Origin of the sequence: Acidiplasma sp. MBA-1 (assembly GCF_000949015.1) — an archaeon.
In the GTDB taxonomy this organism is placed as follows: Archaea; Thermoplasmatota; Thermoplasmata; order Thermoplasmatales; family Thermoplasmataceae; genus Acidiplasma; species Acidiplasma aeolicum.
On the sequence record NZ_JYHS01000001.1, the window covers coordinates 157,558 to 178,353 of the forward strand.

The 20,796-nt window shown below is 32.3% G+C and carries 19 protein-coding genes; 7 read left to right on the top strand and 12 right to left on the bottom strand.

The genetic code is table 11. The annotated features are described in order from the left end of the window. Window positions 1-38: 38 nt before the first annotated feature. The 3 genes from TZ01_RS00795 to TZ01_RS00800 form a co-directional block, all read right to left on the bottom strand. Window positions 39-2,429, bottom strand: a complete 2,391-nt coding sequence (locus TZ01_RS00795; RefSeq protein WP_052656655.1) for a M1 family metallopeptidase — start codon at window positions 2,427-2,429, stop codon at window positions 39-41. A gap of 297 nt (window positions 2,430-2,726) precedes the next feature. Next, window positions 2,727-2,852, bottom strand: a complete 126-nt coding sequence (locus TZ01_RS09925) for a hypothetical protein (RefSeq protein WP_255350850.1) — start codon at window positions 2,850-2,852, stop codon at window positions 2,727-2,729. A gap of 240 nt (window positions 2,853-3,092) precedes the next feature. Beyond that, window positions 3,093-4,109, bottom strand: coding sequence for a zinc-dependent alcohol dehydrogenase family protein (locus tag TZ01_RS00800; protein WP_048100910.1), 1,017 nt, complete (start codon window positions 4,107-4,109; stop codon window positions 3,093-3,095). Between the two features lie 195 nt (window positions 4,110-4,304). Between TZ01_RS00800 and serS the strand changes: the two genes are divergently transcribed. Continuing rightward, on the top strand, window positions 4,305-5,633 hold the full coding sequence (serS, locus tag TZ01_RS00805) for a serine--tRNA ligase (RefSeq protein ID WP_048100911.1): 1,329 nt from the start codon (window positions 4,305-4,307) through the stop codon (window positions 5,631-5,633). Window positions 5,634-5,637: 4 nt separating this feature from the next. Next, window positions 5,638-6,807, top strand: coding sequence for a mechanosensitive ion channel family protein (locus tag TZ01_RS00810; protein ID WP_048100912.1), 1,170 nt, complete (start codon window positions 5,638-5,640; stop codon window positions 6,805-6,807). Window position 6,808: 1 nt separating this feature from the next. Here TZ01_RS00810 and TZ01_RS00815 read toward each other — a convergent pair whose 3' ends face one another. Next, on the bottom strand, window positions 6,809-7,729 hold the full coding sequence (locus tag TZ01_RS00815) for an MBL fold metallo-hydrolase (protein WP_048100913.1): 921 nt from the start codon (window positions 7,727-7,729) through the stop codon (window positions 6,809-6,811). 193 nt (window positions 7,730-7,922) lie between these two features. Here TZ01_RS00815 and TZ01_RS09500 point away from each other — a divergent pair, with 193 nt between their 5' ends. Beyond that, on the top strand, window positions 7,923-8,057 hold the full coding sequence (locus tag TZ01_RS09500; protein ID WP_156150266.1) for an antitoxin VapB family protein: 135 nt from the start codon (window positions 7,923-7,925) through the stop codon (window positions 8,055-8,057). Continuing rightward, entirely contained in the window at window positions 8,029-9,357 is a 1,329-nt protein-coding gene (locus TZ01_RS00820) for a transposase (protein ID WP_231563386.1), read from the top strand. The genes TZ01_RS09500 and TZ01_RS00820 overlap by 29 nt, the downstream gene beginning before the upstream one ends. On the opposite strand, the gene TZ01_RS00825 is transcribed toward TZ01_RS00820, so the two are convergent. Together TZ01_RS00825 and TZ01_RS00830 are read right to left on the bottom strand one after the other, a co-directional pair. After that, window positions 9,341-10,540, bottom strand: coding sequence for a CaiB/BaiF CoA-transferase family protein (locus TZ01_RS00825; protein ID WP_048100915.1), 1,200 nt, complete (start codon window positions 10,538-10,540; stop codon window positions 9,341-9,343). The two genes, TZ01_RS00820 and TZ01_RS00825, sit on opposite strands and share 17 nt — an antisense overlap. 49 nt (window positions 10,541-10,589) lie before the next feature. Continuing rightward, window positions 10,590-11,198, bottom strand: a complete 609-nt coding sequence (locus TZ01_RS00830; RefSeq protein WP_048100916.1) for a DUF996 domain-containing protein — start codon at window positions 11,196-11,198, stop codon at window positions 10,590-10,592. Between the two features lie 180 nt (window positions 11,199-11,378). Here TZ01_RS00830 and TZ01_RS00835 point away from each other — a divergent pair, with 180 nt between their 5' ends. Together TZ01_RS00835 and TZ01_RS00840 are read left to right on the top strand one after the other, a co-directional pair. Then, entirely contained in the window at window positions 11,379-12,770 is a 1,392-nt protein-coding gene (locus tag TZ01_RS00835; protein WP_048100917.1) for a glycosyltransferase family 2 protein, read from the top strand. A 28-nt stretch (window positions 12,771-12,798) separates the two neighbouring features. Then, a complete protein-coding gene (locus TZ01_RS00840; protein WP_048100918.1) occupies window positions 12,799-13,413 on the top strand; it encodes a CDP-alcohol phosphatidyltransferase family protein in 615 nt (204 codons plus the stop codon). On the opposite strand, the gene glmM is transcribed toward TZ01_RS00840, so the two are convergent. The 4 genes from glmM to TZ01_RS09360 are packed head-to-tail and all read right to left on the bottom strand — an operon-like array spanning window position 13,408 to window position 16,296. Then, on the bottom strand, window positions 13,408-14,745 hold the full coding sequence (gene glmM / locus TZ01_RS00845; RefSeq protein WP_048100919.1) for a phosphoglucosamine mutase: 1,338 nt from the start codon (window positions 14,743-14,745) through the stop codon (window positions 13,408-13,410). The two genes, TZ01_RS00840 and glmM, sit on opposite strands and share 6 nt — an antisense overlap. 19 nt (window positions 14,746-14,764) lie before the next feature. Further along, window positions 14,765-15,847: a glycosyltransferase family 2 protein gene (locus TZ01_RS00850; RefSeq protein WP_048100920.1), complete on the bottom strand. Its 1,083-nt coding sequence runs from the start codon at window positions 15,845-15,847 to the stop codon at window positions 14,765-14,767. After that, on the bottom strand, window positions 15,848-16,114 hold the full coding sequence (locus TZ01_RS00855) for an elongation factor 1-beta (RefSeq protein ID WP_048101329.1): 267 nt from the start codon (window positions 16,112-16,114) through the stop codon (window positions 15,848-15,850). A 5-nt stretch (window positions 16,115-16,119) separates the two neighbouring features. Further along, the gene (locus tag TZ01_RS09360) at window positions 16,120-16,296 is read right to left on the bottom strand and encodes a zinc finger domain-containing protein (protein WP_231563387.1); all 177 of its coding nucleotides are present in this window, start codon (window positions 16,294-16,296) and stop codon (window positions 16,120-16,122) included. A gap of 78 nt (window positions 16,297-16,374) precedes the next feature. Here TZ01_RS09360 and TZ01_RS00860 point away from each other — a divergent pair, with 78 nt between their 5' ends. Continuing rightward, a complete protein-coding gene (locus TZ01_RS00860; RefSeq protein WP_048100921.1) occupies window positions 16,375-16,599 on the top strand; it encodes a hypothetical protein in 225 nt (74 codons plus the stop codon). Between the two features lie 31 nt (window positions 16,600-16,630). Here TZ01_RS00860 and TZ01_RS00865 read toward each other — a convergent pair whose 3' ends face one another. Together TZ01_RS00865 and TZ01_RS00870 are read right to left on the bottom strand one after the other, a co-directional pair. Further along, complete coding sequence (locus TZ01_RS00865) at window positions 16,631-17,239, bottom strand: peptidase (protein ID WP_052656656.1); 609 nt, start codon at window positions 17,237-17,239, stop codon at window positions 16,631-16,633. Beyond that, window positions 17,229-20,732, bottom strand: a complete 3,504-nt coding sequence (locus TZ01_RS00870; protein WP_156150267.1) for a lipopolysaccharide assembly protein LapB — start codon at window positions 20,730-20,732, stop codon at window positions 17,229-17,231. Before TZ01_RS00870 ends, TZ01_RS00865 begins: the two co-directional genes overlap by 11 nt. Between the last annotated feature and the right edge of the window lie 64 nt (window positions 20,733-20,796).

Here is a 20,796-nt window from a genome sequence, read left to right on the forward strand (position 1 = left end):
TACATTGTTTTAAAAATAAAAATGCTGTTATTAAATATTTACTGCCGTGACCTGGATATTAATTCGGAGTAAATGCTTAAATATTCCAGCCCCTTTTTTATTCCCCTTGATATCTCACTGAATTCCATGCCCTTTAATTTTTCCTCTATGGCATTTAGGTGGTTCAGGCCAATAAATGGTACGGCAACCTCAACAACCCTGGAGGCGTATCCTGATCCCTGAAATACCTTTTGTATACCATAGATTATATCCTCGAAATTCTCATAAATATATTCCCTTGCCTCCGGGTTCATGGATGCATTTGTGTAAAACCTTATGGAATCCTGCTGCTTGATTTCATGATTTTCAATTAATCTTGATACATTTTCATAATTTTTATCTCCAGAAAGCCATGACATTGCCTGTATAACCTTTATTTTATCCTCGTCATTATTAAAATCATTAAGCATTTTATGAAGTCCATCAAAATCATTCTTAATAATTGCATATGCTGTCAGTACTGAAGACCTTAAATCAGGATCCATACTGGTAATATTATTTATATTTTCGGCAATTTTTGCAGCATAATCATGATCCAAAATTGCAAGCCTGTATGATATCATTCCCCTTAATATGGATTTATTGATTTCCTCATTTTCCTCCTTGCTGCCAAGCATGTCAAGTTTATTTTTAAGAAGTTCAACAGTGAAATTGTGCAATTTTTCATTGTTTGTTAGTATTAAATTTAATATAAATAATTCCCCTGCTATTTCCTGATCAACCATTAATCTATTCTCACCGGAAAGTGCCTTTATTACATCCAGATATGAGTTTAGGTTAATTTTACCGGATATGAGAAATGAATAATAGTCATTTGCAATCCCCCATAAATCACGGTCTGAAAGCTTCTTTAAATTATTTACCAGTGATTTAAGGAGTTCATCCGAGTATAAAACCCTGTAAAATCCAGCCTCATCATCATTAAGCTTTAAAAATTTGTCAGTGTCTTCTATAAACATTTCAGATGCATCAAAAATAAGAGATTTTATACTGTTTTCATATTTTAACGTCAGCGGTATTTTCCATGTAACTTTTTGTGTCTTGCCATTAAGGAAAAATCTTGACTGTTTTAATAACAATTTTCCATCCACAATGCTGGCATCTATATATGGATATCCAGGTCTTTTAATAAATGATTCCATGACCTCCCTTACAGGAAGATCTGATACCTTTCCAATAAATTCCCAAAGATCAGAACCCTCTGCATTTTTGTATTTAAAATTTTCAAGGTATAAATTAAGCCCTTTTCTAAAAACATCATCGGTTACGAATGAATTAATCATTCTTAATATGCTTCCTCCCTTCCCATAGCTTATTTCATCGAAGATCTGTGCTATATCATCAGGAGATTTAACATCAACCTGTATTGGATGGGAATTAACCAGTGAATCCCCAGCAAGGGCCCCGGAGGTTTCACTGATAAGGAAATCTGAGAACATGTCATAGTCTGGATATAATTTATCCACTGCCTTATATGACATAAATGTGGCAAAACTCTCATTTAACCATAGGTCATCCCACCATTTCATTGTCACAAGGTCTCCGAACCACTGGTGTGCCAGTTCATGGGCTATTACATCTGCAATTGACCTCTTTACAGAAGTGCTTGTTGATGAATCGACATTGAGATATATTTCCCTGAATGTTATTGCCCCCCAGTTTTCCATTGCACCTGCCGCAAATTCAGGTACTGATATTAAATCCTCCTTTGGAAGTGGATATTTTATATTGAAATAATCCTCATAGAATCCAATTGATTTTTTGGCAATTTCCAGTGGATAATCCGATTGGGTTAGCCTGCCCCTGGGTGCCACAAGCCCTATTTCCTTTCCATCTTCCAATTTTTTAGTTTTTCTATCGAAATGTCCAATCCCAAGGTAAAGTAGGTATGTTGACATTCTCGGAGTCTGCATAAATTTTACCTCCTTTTTTCCGTCAATTTCTTTTATCGTTTCCACCGGCATATTTGAAACTGCATCAAGTCCACCATCAATTTTAATAGTTATATCAAATGTGGCCTTATATGATGGATTATCTATGCAGGGTATAAATTTTCTGGCCCCGGTTGGCTCAAACTGAGTTGTTATCATAAAACCATCCGGTGTTCTGGCCAGATATATCCCCTCAAGTTTTTCAGGTATCTCACCTGTAAAGTCTATATCCACCTGTGTTTTTGATGTTATTATCCCATCAACCACAATCTCCTGCTCATTTTTGTATTCTTTAAACCCTCTTATTACACCATTTACTGCAAGCCTTTTAATTTTATGCCCTATTGAGTTAAGTATTAATTTCTCCTCATTACCCTCCAATGTTATTTTTTCATGGCATGTGTAAGTAAATTTTTCTGTGTCAAAATCCAAATACAGGTTGTAGTTTATAATATTCATAATTACATATTGCATGGTATATTATAATTTTTATCAAATAAATAATTATATTATGAAATATCAAAAATTAATATTTTATTTATTTGTCATAAGGTTATGGTTTCTTTTAAAAATTTTAACATAGACCCTGGGAAGTTATCATCTCCATGATGCTTAAATTTACTGAATACAATATATTACATCAAATGATTCTGGGACTGCCTTTTTAATTATATTAATGATACCAATGCTATTATTCTTACATCACTTAATCCTGTTATCAACTCCAAATAGATTATCCATGTCGATTTTAATATTTCAATTATCTATAAGGTTTGTGGCATTCTCCACCATCTTAAAGATAGGAGCCTCAAGCTTCCATGGAAAAGCATGCCTAATCAGGTAAATATTATCATATACTGCATTTATTGTATAACCATTCATAAAGCATGAATGTTATAAAGTATGTATATGATTTTCCAGTTCTCTCTTTTTCTTTATTGTTGATACCCCTGAATATATCCTATCTTTCCTTTAACGTTCCTGTTTAATAAATCCATAAACATACCAATATATTGTAATAAATGTAATTATAATGGCCACTGGGCATAACTGTAAACCTTATTGTACTTATTGAATATATAACATTAAGTCTTTTTAGGAAATACCTGTAAGGTTTAATACTCATTTGCATAAATGGTTATCAGAATTATTGACAATGACCTTTATTGAATCCTTTATACTGCCATTTAATGCTGACTCAATATTATTAATATCCACCTTTTTGTTTAATAGTATGTCAAGATTAATTGCGCCTGAAGATATGAGATTAAGGGACCTTTCCATGGTGTATGGATTTGTAAATTCACCCGCTATCTTAATCTCCTTTTGATATATTAGTGACGGTTTAATACTTGCGTAGGCATCAGGGTCATAAACCGCAAAGGCCAGAATCCGGCCATCATTTGAAATTATATCAATTGATTCCTCTAATAGTTTCATGCTTCCTGTTGTGTCTACTATAAGATCAACACCATAATTTCCCGTTTTTTCCTTTACATAGTTTTTAATATTCCCTATTACCACATCGGCACCAAGTTCCCTGGCAATATTTTTTCTGTACTCATTTAATTCAGCAACGATTAATGGATTATAACCCATGTTTTTAAGTATCTGAAAAAATGTTAATCCTATGAACCCTGCACCAAGTATTAGGGCCGATTCACCTATTTTGGCATTTACAATGTCCAGGCCGTGTATAATGCAGGCAACTGGTTCGGTAACCGATGCCCTTTCATATGATAAATTATCTGGAATTTTGTATACCTGGCTGTCAGGAACATTCACATACTCAGCAAAACCCCCATAAATATTGTTCCCAATGCTAGTAAAATGCTCGCAAAAATTTTTTTTACCAGACCTGCAATACCTGCACTTATTGCACGGAATATTTGGATCAACAACCACCCTGTCTCCAGAATGAAACAAACTGCTTTTTGATTCAACCACAATTCCGCTTAGTTCATGGCCGGGTACCACAGGATATTTAATTAATGGATTTTTGCCATAATAGGAATGAATGTCGGAACCACAGACACCGCAGGCCATTACCCTAATTTTTACCTCATTTTCTTTTAAATCAGGCTCATCTATGTCCAAAACAGAAACATTTTTAACACCGTTTAGGAAAAATGCCCTCATAAATTAATATAATTCATTTAATAGTATAAATAGATTTTTGTTACCATAATATATTTATATAAATGCCCTAAATAAGGAAAATACTTTAATTTCTCACATCGCCTAAAATATCTAATAGATATCTCGCTTCTAAATTTTATAATTATCATAAAAATGAAATATTATTAACGTATTATTGATAAAAATGGTGTTGCAATGATAGACATAAAATTATTAAGATCAAACAGTGAGATATTTTACAAGTCCTGCCAGGCCAGGGGTTTTGATACAAAAGTACTTGATAACTTTTTTGTTCTGGATGATAAATGGCGATCGAATCTTAGGGATATCAATGGTTTAAAGCATGAAAAAAACGAAATTACAGTTGAGATATCAAAAATTATAAAAAATGGCGGTGACCCTGAACCATTAAAAAATAAGGTAAATGAAATTAATAAAAAAATAGGGGAGCTTGAAAATCAGCAGAAAGAAATTGAAAAGGATAGGGATAATACGCTGAGGTTAATACCAAATCTACTGGCAGATGATGTCCCCCACTGCTTTGGAGATGAAAATAATAAACTCGTTAGATATTATGGTACAGCTAATGTTTATAGGGAAGATTTGGATTATTTTAAACAAAATAGTGGAAATAGCAGTGATTTTAATATAATAGACAGCAGACCAATGAGCCATGTTGATTTAATGGAGCAGTTAAACCTTGTTGACCTTGAAAGGGCAGGTAAAATAGCTGGGGCCAGGTTTTACTTCCTTAAAAACAGATTATTTAAGCTTGAACTGGCACTTATAAACTACGCTGTGGATTTTTTATCACAGAGAGGTTTTTCTGTTCTCGAACCACCATTTATGATAAACTATGCCTCAATGTCCGGTGCCACAGATATAGAGACATTCAAGGATACACTTTATAAAATAGAGGGCGATGACCTTTATTTAATTGCAACAGCAGAGCATCCCATAGCATCCATGCTTTCTGGAGAAATTCTTAATGAGGACGAGCTGCCCATTCGTGTTGCCGGTGTATCCTCATGTTTTAGGCGCGAGGCAGGTGCCCACGGAAAGGATACAAAGGGTATTTTCAGGGTTCATCAGTTTAATAAAATTGAGCAATTCATATTCTGCAGGCCAGAAGAATCATGGGATCACTTTGATGAGCTTGTAAAAAATGCAGAGGATATATACAAATCACTTGAGATACCCTATAGAATAGTTAATGTTTGTTCAGGGGAGCTTGGGAATCTGGCAGCAAAAAAGTATGATATAGAGGCATGGTTCCCATCCCAGGGGAAGTTCAGGGAAATAGTTTCCGCCTCCAATGATACAGATTATCAGGCGAGGTCATTAAATATTAAATACAGAACAAAAAATGGAAATGAATTTGTTCACACACTGAATAGCACTGCAATAGCCACAACAAGAATACTTGTGGCCATTATGGAGAATTATCAGAAGGATGGGTACATACAGGTTCCAAGGGCTTTGGTTCCATACACAGGATTTGACAGAATAGAAAGGGAGGATTAAAACCATGCTTAATAATGCAAGGAAAAGCAGGGGTGAACTTGCAAAAATTATTGCAGAAATTATAATAGGCATCATACTTGCAATTCTTGCAGGCTTTGTGGTTGATTTTATCATTACCCGATTTTTGCCTGAGTATAAAGGCTATGAAATATATATAAACGAGGGTGTAAGGGCAGTAATAGTCCTGATAATAGGAATGATGATAACAAGGTCAACCCTGAGATTCATAGAATACAGAATAAAGACATCAAGAAAGGAGCTTTATGGAATCTCATTAATAATAAGAATAATAATGTACATTATAGTAATAGCCATCGTGCTGTCAATATTCCATGTTAGCGTTACAGGAATACTTGCAGGCAGCGCGGTTGGTGGCGTTATCCTCGGCCTTGCCGTTCAAACAGTCGCATCCAATCTTATTGCAAGCATCTTTGTAACATCATCAAGAACATTAAAGTATGGAGATGTTGTTGGAATAAACTCTTGGGTATGGAGCATAGATACAACTGGAAAAATTATTGATGTTAAGACCCTTTTTTCCAAGATGTTAACAAAGGACAATAATGTGATTTCAATACCAAATTCCGCACTGCTTGGCAACTCGGTTATTACAGAATTTAAAACTGAGGATTCCTCATATATTTATCCACTAAATATTACCACACCATCTGATGTTCCAGCCGATAAGGTTATTGAGAATTTTAAGGCAATGTCCAATAATAACGATATGACAATTTTTCTCTCCGCAAAAGGCGGTACAACAAATACGTATCTTATAATGTTCAAATTTCAGGATATTAATGAATTAAATAAAATTATATCAATTGCAAATATGAATCTGGACAGGGCATACTGGACTGTAAAATCACAGGCAAATGTGCTTGGAAACAATGCAATTTATGAGAGCATATACGAATTAAATTATTACCCGGTAACTGTTATATTAAACTCCGATGTTAAATCTGATGAGATATTGAAATACGTCAGTGAAAACCATGGGAATCTTGATTTAAAAGGTATACTAATGTCCAAATCAGGGTCAACAAACACCTACCTAATTTTTGCAAAAATAAAAGGTCCAGAGGATATAAATTCAACAATTAATGCTGTAAATATATTTATGGAAAACGCATACAATACATTAAAAGCCTCTCAGAGCAATCAGGGAAAATAAATTATAAAGAATAATATTTTATTCCATTCTTTTCAATTCCCCTTATGATTCCTGAATTTTCCATATAAATTAAATGTGCTGCAGTTTCCATGATTGCAAAATTTTTTTCCATAAAATTCATTGTATCCATATGCCGACCCCTGCTCCATTCCATGGTTGATGCTATATCATATACTGTTTTCCATGAATTAAGATAATTTTTAATAACTGTTATTCTGTTACCATGATGCTTTTTTATTTGAATTATCCTTTCATGATAATTATTAAACACATTTCCATGGCCGGGATAAACATTGCTGACATTTAAATTCTGAATTTTCTCAAGGCTTTCAAGATACATTTTCAGGCTATCCATTTCAGGTAAATACACACTAATATTTGGTGTTATCCTGCCAAGTATATGATCACCTGATAATAGTGATAATGAATTTTTATTATAAAGAACAATTGAACCGGGAGTATGCCCTGGCACATCAATAATATCAAAACCCTCTGGTTTGTTATTTACCGGCTTAATATCAAGCCCCTCATAATAATTTATATATTTCACAATTGGATTATAATCCATAATCATGTCTATAATTGAATCAGGTGTACCGTTTGATCTTAAGAAGTCTGTGTAAAATTTAAAATACGCTTCAGGATTTTCATTAATCCTCTCTATATAATTGTAATCATTCTGGCTTATAAAAACTGGTATTCCATAATTTTTATTAAAATATCCGGCACCACCTATATGATCTATGTGTAGATGTGATATAATTATATATTTTATTGCCCCTGGATTTATTTTGGATATTATCTCCCTGTAAGAATTCTCAGACATGCCTGTATCAAACAGAATGCTGCCATTTATTAAATATGAATTTGCTGTTTTCAGTGCCCTTATTTCTATTGGTACTTCTATTTTTTGTATATCCATTGACTATAATTTCTAAATGATAAATAATTATTATTGTTTGCACATATTATTCTTACAAATCAATATACCAGAAAGAAAGCCACTGAGTTTATTATGAATTTCTGGAATTTAAATACAAATATTCAATAAATAATATTTTTTGAAACATTTTTAGAACTAAATATTTATATGTTAAATACACATATACATAAATATGGGGTTTGTAAATATAATAATACATGATGAAACAAGAGAAAAATTAAACAAATTAAAAAATAACCCGAGGGAAAGCTATAATGACGTTATAATGAAATTAATAAATGAACATGATAGAAGCAAGGAAGAATAAAATAAAAGATTCGTTAAATAAAACTAAAGAAAGAAGAAAATCTCAATCAGCAGCAATTATAAAAGCAAAGATCGACAGTGATAGGCTAAATACCAACACATCAAGGATATTAAGGAGAATATTTTTGGAGGCTAAATGGTTATACAATTATATTATAAATAAGGAATTTAACAATGATATTTTTAATATGGATTACAAGGTAAATAAAGTACCAGTGTATGTAAAGGACCATTATGAAATAAGGGATTTAAAATATTTATCATCACAGATCAAGGAAGAAATTATTGATAGAACCATGGATAATATTAAAGGATTATCAAAATTAAAGGAAAATGGATATAAAACAGGGAAATTAAAATTTAAAAAATATATAACATCAATACCATTGAAACAGTATAACAATGCATATAAAATAATAAACAACAATTCTATTAAAATACAGGGAATAAAGCAGAAATTAAAGGTAAATGGATTATATAATTTAAATATATTAGAACCGGCAAATGCATTGTTAATAAATAAAAACAATAATTATTATATTTACATAACAGCATATAAAAATAAGTATATCATGGAGAAGCCCATTAATAATCAAAAAATAGTATTAGTTGATTTGGGAATTAAAAATCAATTAACATTGTCCAATGGTTTAATAATAAATTATGGCATACCAAAATCCAAAAGAGAAAAAAGAATTCAGAGAAGGTTATCTAAAAAGGTTAAAAACTCCAATAACTATTATAAACTAAAAAATAAATTAAATATAGAGCAGACAAAAAACGCTAATAAAAGAAAGGATACAGTAAATAAAATAGTCCATTATCTATCATCAAACTATGATATAGTAATAACACAGGATGATAATATTAATTCATGGAAGCATCTCTTTGGCAAGAGAACAGAATCCACCAATATGGGTGGAATTAAGGAGGCACTTAAACATAAGGCCTCAACATTTATATTACTGGATAGGTTCCTGCCAACAACCAAGGAATGCTCCAAATGCCATAATAAATACAATATAAATTTAAATGATAGAATATATAAATGCCCTAATTGTGGTTTTATAATTAATAGGGATTATAATTCAACATTAAATGATCTATATTATGGAATTATAAAAATAAATGAACTATTAAGAAATAAATATAATAAATTAAAAAGATATTTTAATGAACTTAATTTAAATATAAATGTACCTGTGGAGACCTTCACCTCTGTCCCTGAAGGGATTAATATAAGCCCGTATGTAAGGATAAGTGTGGTCGATGAATCAGGAAGCCTCATTGCCTTGGCATGAGGTAGCTCACTGTTTTATTATTGATTAAATCTTTTATTTTTTCATCACTAAATCCCAGATTTTTTAGTATTTCCCTTGAATGCTCGCCTAGCCTTGGTGACATTAATCTAATTCCTCCCGGGGTTTCAGACATTTTAAACGGGGAATTTAGCATTTTTATATTTTTATTGCCAAAATGCACATCTTTTATCATTTCCCTGTAATTTAACTGTTTATCCATTATAACATCGCTTATCTTATTTACCCTGGAACACGGTATGCCATACTCATTAAATTTTTTAATAAGTTCATCAACAGTATATTTTTTAAATTCATTATTTATAATATTTATCAGTTCATCCCTGTTTTCAAGCCTTTTTTCATTTGTGCTGAACCTATCATTATTTTTTAAATTCTCAATATTTAATGCCGAGCAGAAAAGCCCCCATAATTTTTCAGTACCAACTGTTACGGCTATATAATCATCTCCAGCTTTAAAAACCTGGTATGGCACTATGCTTGGGTGGGCTGAACCAAGTCTCTCTGGATTTATACCTGTTGCTATATAATTCATGAATTGATTTACAAGGAGATATGAATTTACATCCAGCATTGATATATCTATGTACTGTCCCCTTCCTGTGATATTTCTGTAATTAAGGGCCGCAAGTATGGAAATGGTTGCAAATAAACCGCTGGTAATATCTGTAATTGGCACACCAAATTTTACAGGATCACCATTTTTTTCTCCTGTAATGCTCATAAGCCCGGATCTTGCAAGTGCTATAAGGTCATATGAGGGCATTGAAGCATCAGGGCCCGTCTGCCCAAATCCGGATATGCTGCAGTAAATTATTTTATTATTATAATTTTTAAGTGATTCATAATCTATTCCAAGTTTTTTAGCCGTTCCAGGCCTGAAATTTTCAATAACAATATCAGATTTTTCAACAAGTTTTTTAATTATTTCAGTGGCATCAGGATGCTTTAGGTCCATGCATATACTTTTTTTGTTTCTGTTTACACTTATGTAATATGCAGATTCATCATCAATAAATGGGGGTGCCCAGCTTCTGGACTGATCTCCCGCAGGTGGTTCAACCTTGATAACATCTGCACCGAGGTCGCCAAGTATCATAGATGCAACCGGTCCCGACATGGCCTGTGTAAAATCAAGAACTTTTAAACCTTTTAATGATTCCATATTAAGCTAAAAAAATAAAACAACTTAAATTTATGTTTTTATACAATATTTAGAAGTTCATATCATCATATATGCCTTCTTCAGGATTAACCGGATTCCTTGGTTTTGCATCACTGGGCAGTTTATTAAATCCTAGTATAACAAATATTATACCAATAAATATTAGAAGTATTCCTATTATAATTATTGTCAGTATTACACCGATTAAAAGCATGTTTGCTGCAGTATTAAAATCCCTCACACCCGTTAGTTCATATACAGATTTATATGCGAAATATTCAAAAATAATGGATGCTATAACACCGAGCAATAATATAAATAATGATACCAGCAGGCCATAGGCCGGACTTACTGGAGGGGCCGTGCCAGCATGTGTTGTTACAGCATAGCTGGAAATGCCAAAAACCAGAATTACAATTAAACCGATTAAAATTCCAGATATTACACTTGCAAGCATATATTTGAATGGTTTTTTATTATCATAATAATTGGATATCAAATTCATGGAATTCAGAAGCAGTATAAGACCCAGTACCTCTGCAATTAGACCTGCATAATTTATGAAGATGTTTAAGATCCCGCCAAAGAATTCTAATATAATTCCAAGAATTCCATATGTTCTTGCAGGTTCAAGTTCAGGTATTCTCTGCGAGTACATTCTTGGGTATGCAAATTAAAATTAATAAATTTATTGTATTTTTCTAAATTAATATGTAAAAATTAAATAATAACTTTTGATTACGCCAGTAAATGTACATTCAATCAAATATTCAATATAAAATCAATGGTATTTCACACATTATAGAACAGGAATTACATGAATTGAGGAGTGGAACCAATGAATGATGCCTATTATATTATTCCAGTTTTAATATTTTTGCCCACAATACTGCTTATTCTGGCACAGCTGGTTTATTATTACCTCGGAGTAAATCATAAATATAAGGACCTTCAGGTTGCATCCATGCCATCATTATCCATACTGGTGCCAACAAAGGGTGAAAAAATAGAGACTGTGCAGGGACTTCTTGAAAATATTGATAATGCTGAATGGGATAAATCCAAAATTGAAGTAATTATAATTTCTGATGATACAGAGGAATATTTTAAGGAGATGCAGCAGAGGGTAAAAATACCTGAAAATCTAAAGGTTATCTTTTACAGGCGTGGAATTAATAAAAGGGGTTATAAAAGCGGCGCGCTGCATGACGGTTTTAAAAAATCAACGGGGGAACTTATACTTACAATGGATGTTGATGCAAGGATATATAGTGATTCAATAAAAAAGGGGTATGCCCAGATAATGGCCGAAAATGCCGATGCCGTTACCATGAACTGGATTGGCTATGGAAATGTGGAATCAACAACCGTAAATTCTCTTATAATATCAACATATTACACAAATACTTCGATAATAACTGGCAGGGACCATGCAGGCATGCCTGTAATGCCTGTTGGATGTGGAACACTTTTCAAGAGGGATGCCCTTAATGCTGTGGATTCGTGGGACCCTGAAATGATACAGGATGATCTGGAGATCGGCACAAGGCTTATACATGCCGGCAAAAAAATAAAAAGTTCTGATGCCAATATAAAAATAGAGGTTCCAGACACATTCAATGCATTTTATACCCAGCAGACACGCTGGGCCATGGGAAGCATGGAGGTTTTAAGCCGGCGGTTTAGGTACATAATATCATCAAAAATAGGAATTATTAAAAGGCTGGACATTATTGCATTTTTATTACAGTACATACCGCTTGTTCTTACATTTTTAATGGCCATTGCCCTTGTAATAATATCACCATTTATACATTTTGACATATTATTTAATCCACTGTTCTTTCTATGGATAATCCTCCTTGGGTTATATGCATATGTTTTCGTTAAAATCGGTGATAAATTTAATATAAATGCCAAAAAAGCAGTTTCTGCCATGGGCAGGTTATCATCCTACACTGTTGCCATCTCCCCATTTGTTCTGCTATGGATATTCAGGGCATTTAAATCAAGGAGGATTTACAGGATAACACCAAAGGGTGCCGGTCATAAAATGCCATCAAATATCTATGCCATTCTGGCATTTGGAATCTTTTTCATTGCCGGATCTTTATTTTATTTAATACACTTTTATCTTTTAACAGGACTCTGGCTTTTATACTATTCCATGGGTTACATATCAACATTTTATCTTGTTTATAAGGATACATGGCAAAAAAATAAGGAATAATTTAATAATTAATTATTAATATATGTATATGGTTCTGGATTCCTACAGATCAAAGGCAGATAAAATACTGGTGCCATTATCCAAAAAATTTTTAATGCTCAATCCCAATACAATTTCTGTTTCATCATTGATTTTTGCAGCATTTGCCGGGATATTTTATTATTTATCATTTTTTAGTAAGTATATTCTATTTTTATCATTTATATTCTTAATTTTTTCCGCCCTTTTTGATGCGCTGGATGGCAAGATTGCCAGGCTAAAAAATATTGCATCCAAAAAGGGAGACCTTATAGACCATGTTTTTGACAGGTATTCAGATATATTTATTGTCCTCGGCATGTCGTTTTCTATTTTCGGTAACATATACCTTGGTCTGTTTGCAATTTTAGGCATATTACTGACAAGCTACATGGGTACACAGTCACAGGCACTGGGGCTAAAAAGGGATTACTCGGGTATAGCAGGCAGGGCCGACAGGCTCGTTTTAATGATGATTTTTACATTAATACAGATATTTGTAACCGGGCATTTTGATGTTTATAATATAAAACTGTATGTTACCGGCATCCTTCTAATATGGTTTGGCATAGCTGGAAATATAAATGCAATAACCAGATTTTTTGACATATATAAAAATTTATAATTTGTTTATTATATTAATATATTTTTCATTAAGATCCATTGCAGTTTTTTCGTTTTTAGATTCTGTGAATATTCTTAATATTTTTTCCGTGCCCGATGGCCTTATTAAAACCCAGCCTGAATCCTCATATATCTTTATTCCGTCAAGTAGATCTGTTTTTTTATTTCCCAGTGCATCAAGTAATTTATTTTTAATAACATCCCAGTCATATTTTCTGGGTACTGACTTTTTTACCATGTAATATTTTGGTATCTCCCTTAGCAGTTCACTTATTTTTTTATTCTCACAGGCAAGCAGGTTGAGCATTAATGACATTGTCATGGCGCCATCTCTGCAGAACTGATGTTTACCATATATGACACCACCATTCTCCTCTCCTCCAATCACAGCATTGTTTTCTATCATGGTTCTGGCCACAATCGGGGCACCCACCCTTGTTACAATTATTTTTGCATTTTTTTGCTGGCACACATCCTTTAATGCATCAGAGCTGCTTGTTGGGGTAACAAGAGTTTCCCCGGCCCTTAATGTATATTTTGCTATTAAGGCCAGGCTTTCATTTCCATCTATAAAATTACCATTTTCATCTATGAATACGCATCTGTCAGCATCACCATCGTGTGCTATGCCTATATCGAATTTGCCAGTTTTCATAATGTTTATAAGATCCTGCAGATTTTCTGGTTTTGGCTCAGAATTTCGTCCTGTAAATTTTCCATCAGGATTTGAATTTAGCGTTACTATATGGCAGTTGAGCCTGGAAAGTAAAAGCGGGCTTGTATAATATGATGCACCGTTTCCGGTATCTATGGCCACATTTAATTTTCTCTCTGAGATCTTTTTAAAATTAATCAGTGATATTATGCCATTTATGTATAAATCCACTGCAGTATCATCATAATAAAACCTTCCTGCATTTTCCCATGAAACATTTTTAAATTTTTTATTCATTATTAATTTTTCTATTTCATATTCCTTTTCCTCATCTATTTCTGTTCCATCCATATCTATTGCCTTTATGCCGTTATACTGTGGTGGATTATGGGATGCAGTTATCATAATTCCCGGAACATGATTTTTTTTGCAGTAATACTGCAGTGCAGGTGTTGGCAGTATACCAAGATAAACCACATCAGTGCCTGCGGACATTACTGCAGATGAGACTGCATTTAATATCATATCTCCTGTTATCCTTGTATCCTTTGCCATGGCTATTTTTTTAGCACTGAAGAATGTTGCCATGGCCTTTCCAACATCCATGGAGAATTCAGCTGACAGATCATCATTTGGTATACCCCTTATCCCATTGGTTCCAAAAAAATGTAATTCCATATAATGGTATTGTATGCATTTATAATAATTTTTTATTTTTTATATTGTAAACCCTGCCACGCCATGTAATATTTTTCATTCTGTTTGCCATGAAAAGATTAACTGTATAAATAAATGGCATTAAAATTGCGGCAATTACATTTTCAGGCGATACCTTATTGAGACGCCTAATCATGTTCAAAATATATAATATCTCCGGTATTAAAAATAATAAAAAGAGTTTGTTATAAAATATGCCTGCAAATATGGCAGAGAAAAACAGAAACATGTAAGAAAAATAGAATAAAATTCCATAATAAAATATCTTTTTTGATGCAGCAATTGATAGAGCGGTCTGCCTGTTTGCCCACTCAAAAAACTGCTCAAAATTTTCTGGAGAATTTACCACAGGCATTGCCCTTTTTACATAATAAAGATCCAGATTTTTATCCTTGGCTATTTTTGTTAGTGCTGTATCATCCGATATATTGCTGCAAAAATAATCAAAATAATTGTTAAGCAGAGATTTTTTGAATGCAAGAGAACCTCCCCACCCAAATCTTGTTAGTTTTGCCTCCATAAGGCCCATGCCAACAAACCCCCAAACCTCCTTAACCCTGCTCCAGAATCCTCCAACAGGTTTAAAATATGGAAAGGTTGTGGAAATTCCGGCATTATCAATTCCAAGTGGCATAATAAGATACTTAAGCCACTGTGATGAGACCAGAATGTCAGAATCAGCAATAACATAAACTTCATAATCGGGATATTTTTCAATTGCAGTGCATAGGGCCCGCACCTTACCACTGCATTTACCGCACTGAAAATCTGATACAATGCAGTCTATTTTTAGTTTATTTATAATACTGCATGCAGGGTCATCAGGGGAATCAACAATTGTAACAGCATGGTAATCTGGATAATCCTGATTAATTATAGATTTAAGGTTCTCCTCCAGTGAATAATCCACACCACGGCATGGTATCATAACAAGCGTTCTTGGCCTGTAATTGTTTTCTATATCATCATTTACATTTTTATGTGTTTCTATTAAAATAAATCCAAGAGATACAAGCAGTAAAATGATTATATATATTACAAGCAAAATAAAATAAATTAACATTTATATTAATGAGATATCCCTTGTATCAACCTGGCTTACATTCTTTACAGAGGAGATTGCACCCTCAACCCTGTCTATTTTTCCCTCCTCATCTGGAACAATAACCTGAAACATTAGAGCCTTAAGGCCGAAGCCTATCTCCTCCTCATTAACACTATTTATCTTGCACAAATCCTTTATTTTCTCAGTAATGTCATTCTTTAGGCTTTCCAGGTCAATATCCACAGACTCTGGAAGCACTCTCAATAAAACCATTACATCTCCCATTTTAATCACGGCCCCATAAATCCACATTTTGGGCAAACATATGGCGTGGAATGTTCCCTGCACTGTTTGCACCTTCCTATAATCTCCTCCCCACAGTTTGGACATGGAAATATTGAATAACCGACCTCCACGAGTCCTATACCACATGATGTACAAGTATCCTTTGTATTTATATTAATCACTTCCAGTTCCTCATTATTTAAAAATATATAACCTTTATTTTATCAAAAAAATAATGACCATATTAATAATTACATTATATGGAAATAAAAATAGGGGAAAAAAATTTTTTAATAAAAGAGAATCAGATTTTTGTCGCATCTGAAAGGCCATTATATTACGGTATTATCTCAAGGCAAATGTCGAATATATGGAACGCACTTACAGACGCCAATTCTCTGGTATTAAACGAAAGGAATATGAATATAAAATACAGGATAGATGTTGGTGAAAATTCGATATTTTTTGCAACACCTGAAGAATAAATATTTGTACCATATAAAAGACTGATAACGGTTAAAGCCCGAATAATGATGGTATAAAGCCATCAACCACATTTAGGACCAGTGAAAGTATGAACAGGAATGCAAAAACTTTGCTGTTCCAGTAAAATACCTTGCTCCCATCAAGTGGGGGAACAGGTATTAGGTTGAAGAGCGCGAACCAGAAATTAAGAAGTGCAACATAATATAATATAAAACCAGCTATGCCGGTGCTTATAAAGATATATATAAGGTAAAATAACGCTCCCAGAGCAATATTTGTTCCCGGTCCTGCTGCGGCTATTTTTCCCTCGCTTTCAGAATCATAAAGTCCGGCAAATTCAACAGCACCTGGGGCTGCTATGATGAAGCCAAATAATGAGGTTATAAGCGCAAGAATTATTCCGAGATTCCATAATTTAAAAAATGCAACAGCGCCTAGCCTTCTTGCAACAGTCCTGTGTGCAAGCTCATGAAGCAGAAATGCAGTAACTGTTACACTAAATCCGGCAAGGGCAAAAATTGGCAGAAATGCCACGTTAATATGGTATATTCCACCTGTTAAAAACATTGTAAATGCCAGCGTTAATACTAGTACCGCAATAAATATATCATTTCTTTCATTAAATCTATTATACATCATTTTTAATCTCTCTGTTAACCGAATCCAGTATATTTATGGCATCAAGAACGCCTATATTAAATCTGGATACAATATCCATAATTGATCCTGGTTTATTTTCCAGGTCTTTATACATTGCAAGGGCGGCCTTTGAAATATTAATATTTATTTCATTATTCATGGCCCAATTAAGAAATATATAAAAATTTTTTGATTTTATAACATCATTTAAAATATGATTTATGTGATATATCTTAATCTCATGTATATTTTTAATGCCCATATTACGAATCGCCCTTAATACTTCTATTGACATCTGGTTATACTTATATTTATCTATGAATGTGTACGGTTCCCTGGATTCCAGAAAATCATAAACCTCATTTATGAAATATTCCGGAATAATTGATGTTGCAAGCTCTCTGTCAATTATTTTATTATTATCATATTCTTTTTTCAGAATTAATTTTGCGTATTCTATAACGTTTTTAAATTTCAATGAGGCTATTTTTCTATTTTTTAATTCAGATTTTACCTCATGGTTTATCATGCCTTGGTACTTTGTTTCCATTAAATATAAATCATTATACATAAAAAGTCTCGCATATGAATATAAAATATATTTAATATTATTTGAATTTATAAGATTCTGGAATTTTTTGCTTATGTTTAATATACCTTCATAATTCCTGATTGAATAATAAAAATCTATTAATAAATTAAATAAATAAATGGATTTAAACCTTCTGAAACCTGATTTTAAAAGGTACATGGATTCCTCCTCATTATTATTTAGATACTCTGCATGTGCAAGCTTTAAAAGAATGGCCTGGCTATTTCTGTTGTAATAATAAACAATCTTGAGTGTTTTTTCAGCCTCATCATAATTTTCATTATGTATAAAACCATCGGCAATCAGCTCACCAATAACATTATCATGTGTTTCATTGAAAACGTCCTTAAGGGCATTCATAATTACAGGAGAATCAAAATCCTTTAAAATTGCAAATGAATAAATTCTTCTTAATTTCTTTTCCACTAGTAGATCACCGAGGGGTATTAAATCACCCTTTACAATATATAAAACAGATAAAAGGAAATAATTACCAATTGATTTCAGGTAATCAATTGAATTGCCATAAATATCTACGGATTCAAGCAGCGTTTTAAGGTTAATTAAGTTCGCTTCAGGTTTTCTTATATAGGCCATAAGATAATTAAATATGGCCTCATTATACATTTTTTTTGAGAAATAATAATCACCCAAAATTGAATAAATTTTATAATTTACAAGACCTGTTTTTAATAAAAATCTGGCTGCGTTATCAGGATTTTCCTCATAAATTATATAATAGTGCTTGATCACATCGCTTACATTTAATCCATTTTTTAGAATTAATGCAGAATATTGAATTCTGTCTTTAAAATTATTTGCAAAATATCTCTTTATTCTAAGCAAATTTATATCATCAATATTCAGGTTTTTAAGTCTAGCATAAATATCCTCATTAGGAACAATGTTTGCCTGAAGTATCATATCATAAACATACTGATAAACACATGACATATCTTTATCAGAAATTGTATTGGCTATATCTACCATATCTGAATTTTTATCTATTAAGTATATTAAAAATTTCACAGCCATAAATTTTTCATTGTCAAGCTTTTCTATGGCATAATTAATGTAACGTTTTGCATCTGAATACTCCTTTTTATAATATTTAATAAGTGCCATGAAATAATTTATGAACGGATCATTATCGAATCCATCCATGCTTCCAAGCAAAGAAAGGGCCTGATCCATCCTCCCTGATCTTATTAATGTTTCCGTAACAGGGTATATAAAATATTTGGAATCATGCTCAGCAGTATCAATAATTCCAGAATAGATATCCATGATGTTCTCAATTAAAATTTTTATATCCCTAAATTTGTCCATGTCCAGCATATCATTTATTTTTTTTGGTATTGAATGTTTTTCAAAATTTATTGTAATCAATGATATAATATAGGCACACGAAATTGACCCTGAATTTATTACAGACTTTATGTAACTAAATGGGTCCTTTATTTTCCTGCCCTTTAAAAAATCAATTATTAAAGAAAGCAGTTCATAATCATACTTATACTTTTCAAAAAATTCCAAAAACCTGTTATTCCTGCTAAATAAAAAGATTGTATCAATGACCTTGCCATTACCCAGTATTGAAGGGTTTTTATTTATTTGTGCAAGCCCGGCATCAAACTTATTGGTGTATATTAACGCCGGAATATAATATTCAGGATACCTTTCCATTATATTTTGTTTTTCCATAAAATTTATAATTTTTTCATTCTCACCATTTTTATAATAATAGTTAAGTATTGTCCTGTATACAAAATCATCAGCAGAATTATTTTTAACCAAGTTTAATGCAGTTTCAAACTCAAGGTCAATGTCGCCGTTTTTACGGTAATAAATTAGCATCTGTTTCAATATGTCATTGTCTGTTCCGTACTGTTTTTGATACTCTTTAATATCATCCTCGGCCTCGAAAAACATTAATAGGTTTATTTCTGAATTTATTTTATATATAAGCTGTTCTCTGCTTAGGTTATTTTTATTATAATTTATATATGTAAGCGTGGATGCATAATCGCCTATTTTATACTCTATTTCAATAATTCTGTTTATAACATTTTTATTAATATTATAGTATATATTTTTATATATTATAAGTGCATTTTCATAATTCCCTGAATAATAATAGGCATCTGCCAGCATCTGATTGGTGTTATCTGATAATATCATGTAATCTATACTTTGCTTGTAATTGCCTGTGTAGAACAGGTACCTTGCTATCCTCATATTTGGTTTTTTTGGGTTAAGCGATATAATTTTATTTACAAGCGGTATTAATTTTTCCTTCTGGCCAGTTTCAAGAAGCAGATCACCAAGCAAATACATACACCTTATATCATTATTGATGGAAATGCAATTATTAATTGCATCCATGGCATAATCCTTACCATATAATTCAATGATAAGATCCACAAGTTTCCTGAAATCATCATAATTATAAAACTTTTGAAGGTATTCATTAATTAGATCAGCGCTGTATTTACCAAAGTATATAAGGTAATATACACGGTCAAACTCTGGCCGTTTATCCAGGAAATTATTTAAAAGTGATGCTATGTAATCATCATTAATCAATTCCCTTTTTGAACCTAGATAATCTATAAAACTGTTGAAATCATCATTTTTTATAAAACCTTTTAATTTTATGGTGTCAAAAATTTTATTTTCCGGGTCAACAGAATATATTAAATTTCTTAATTCTTCCGGTATATCATTAAATTTCAAATAATTATACAATATATCTGCAATATTTTTATTATAATATTTTTTAATGCTTTCCAGATTATCCCTAAAGTAATCTATTATGGGGCCATAATCATGTGAATCATTAAACCTCTGCAGGAGCTGTATAAATTTATGATCAAGCCTTTTATGCATAATCGAAAACATTCTTTTGTGTATCATTATTTCCATATATTATCTTTATGATTTTTGTTTTCATATCAAATTTATA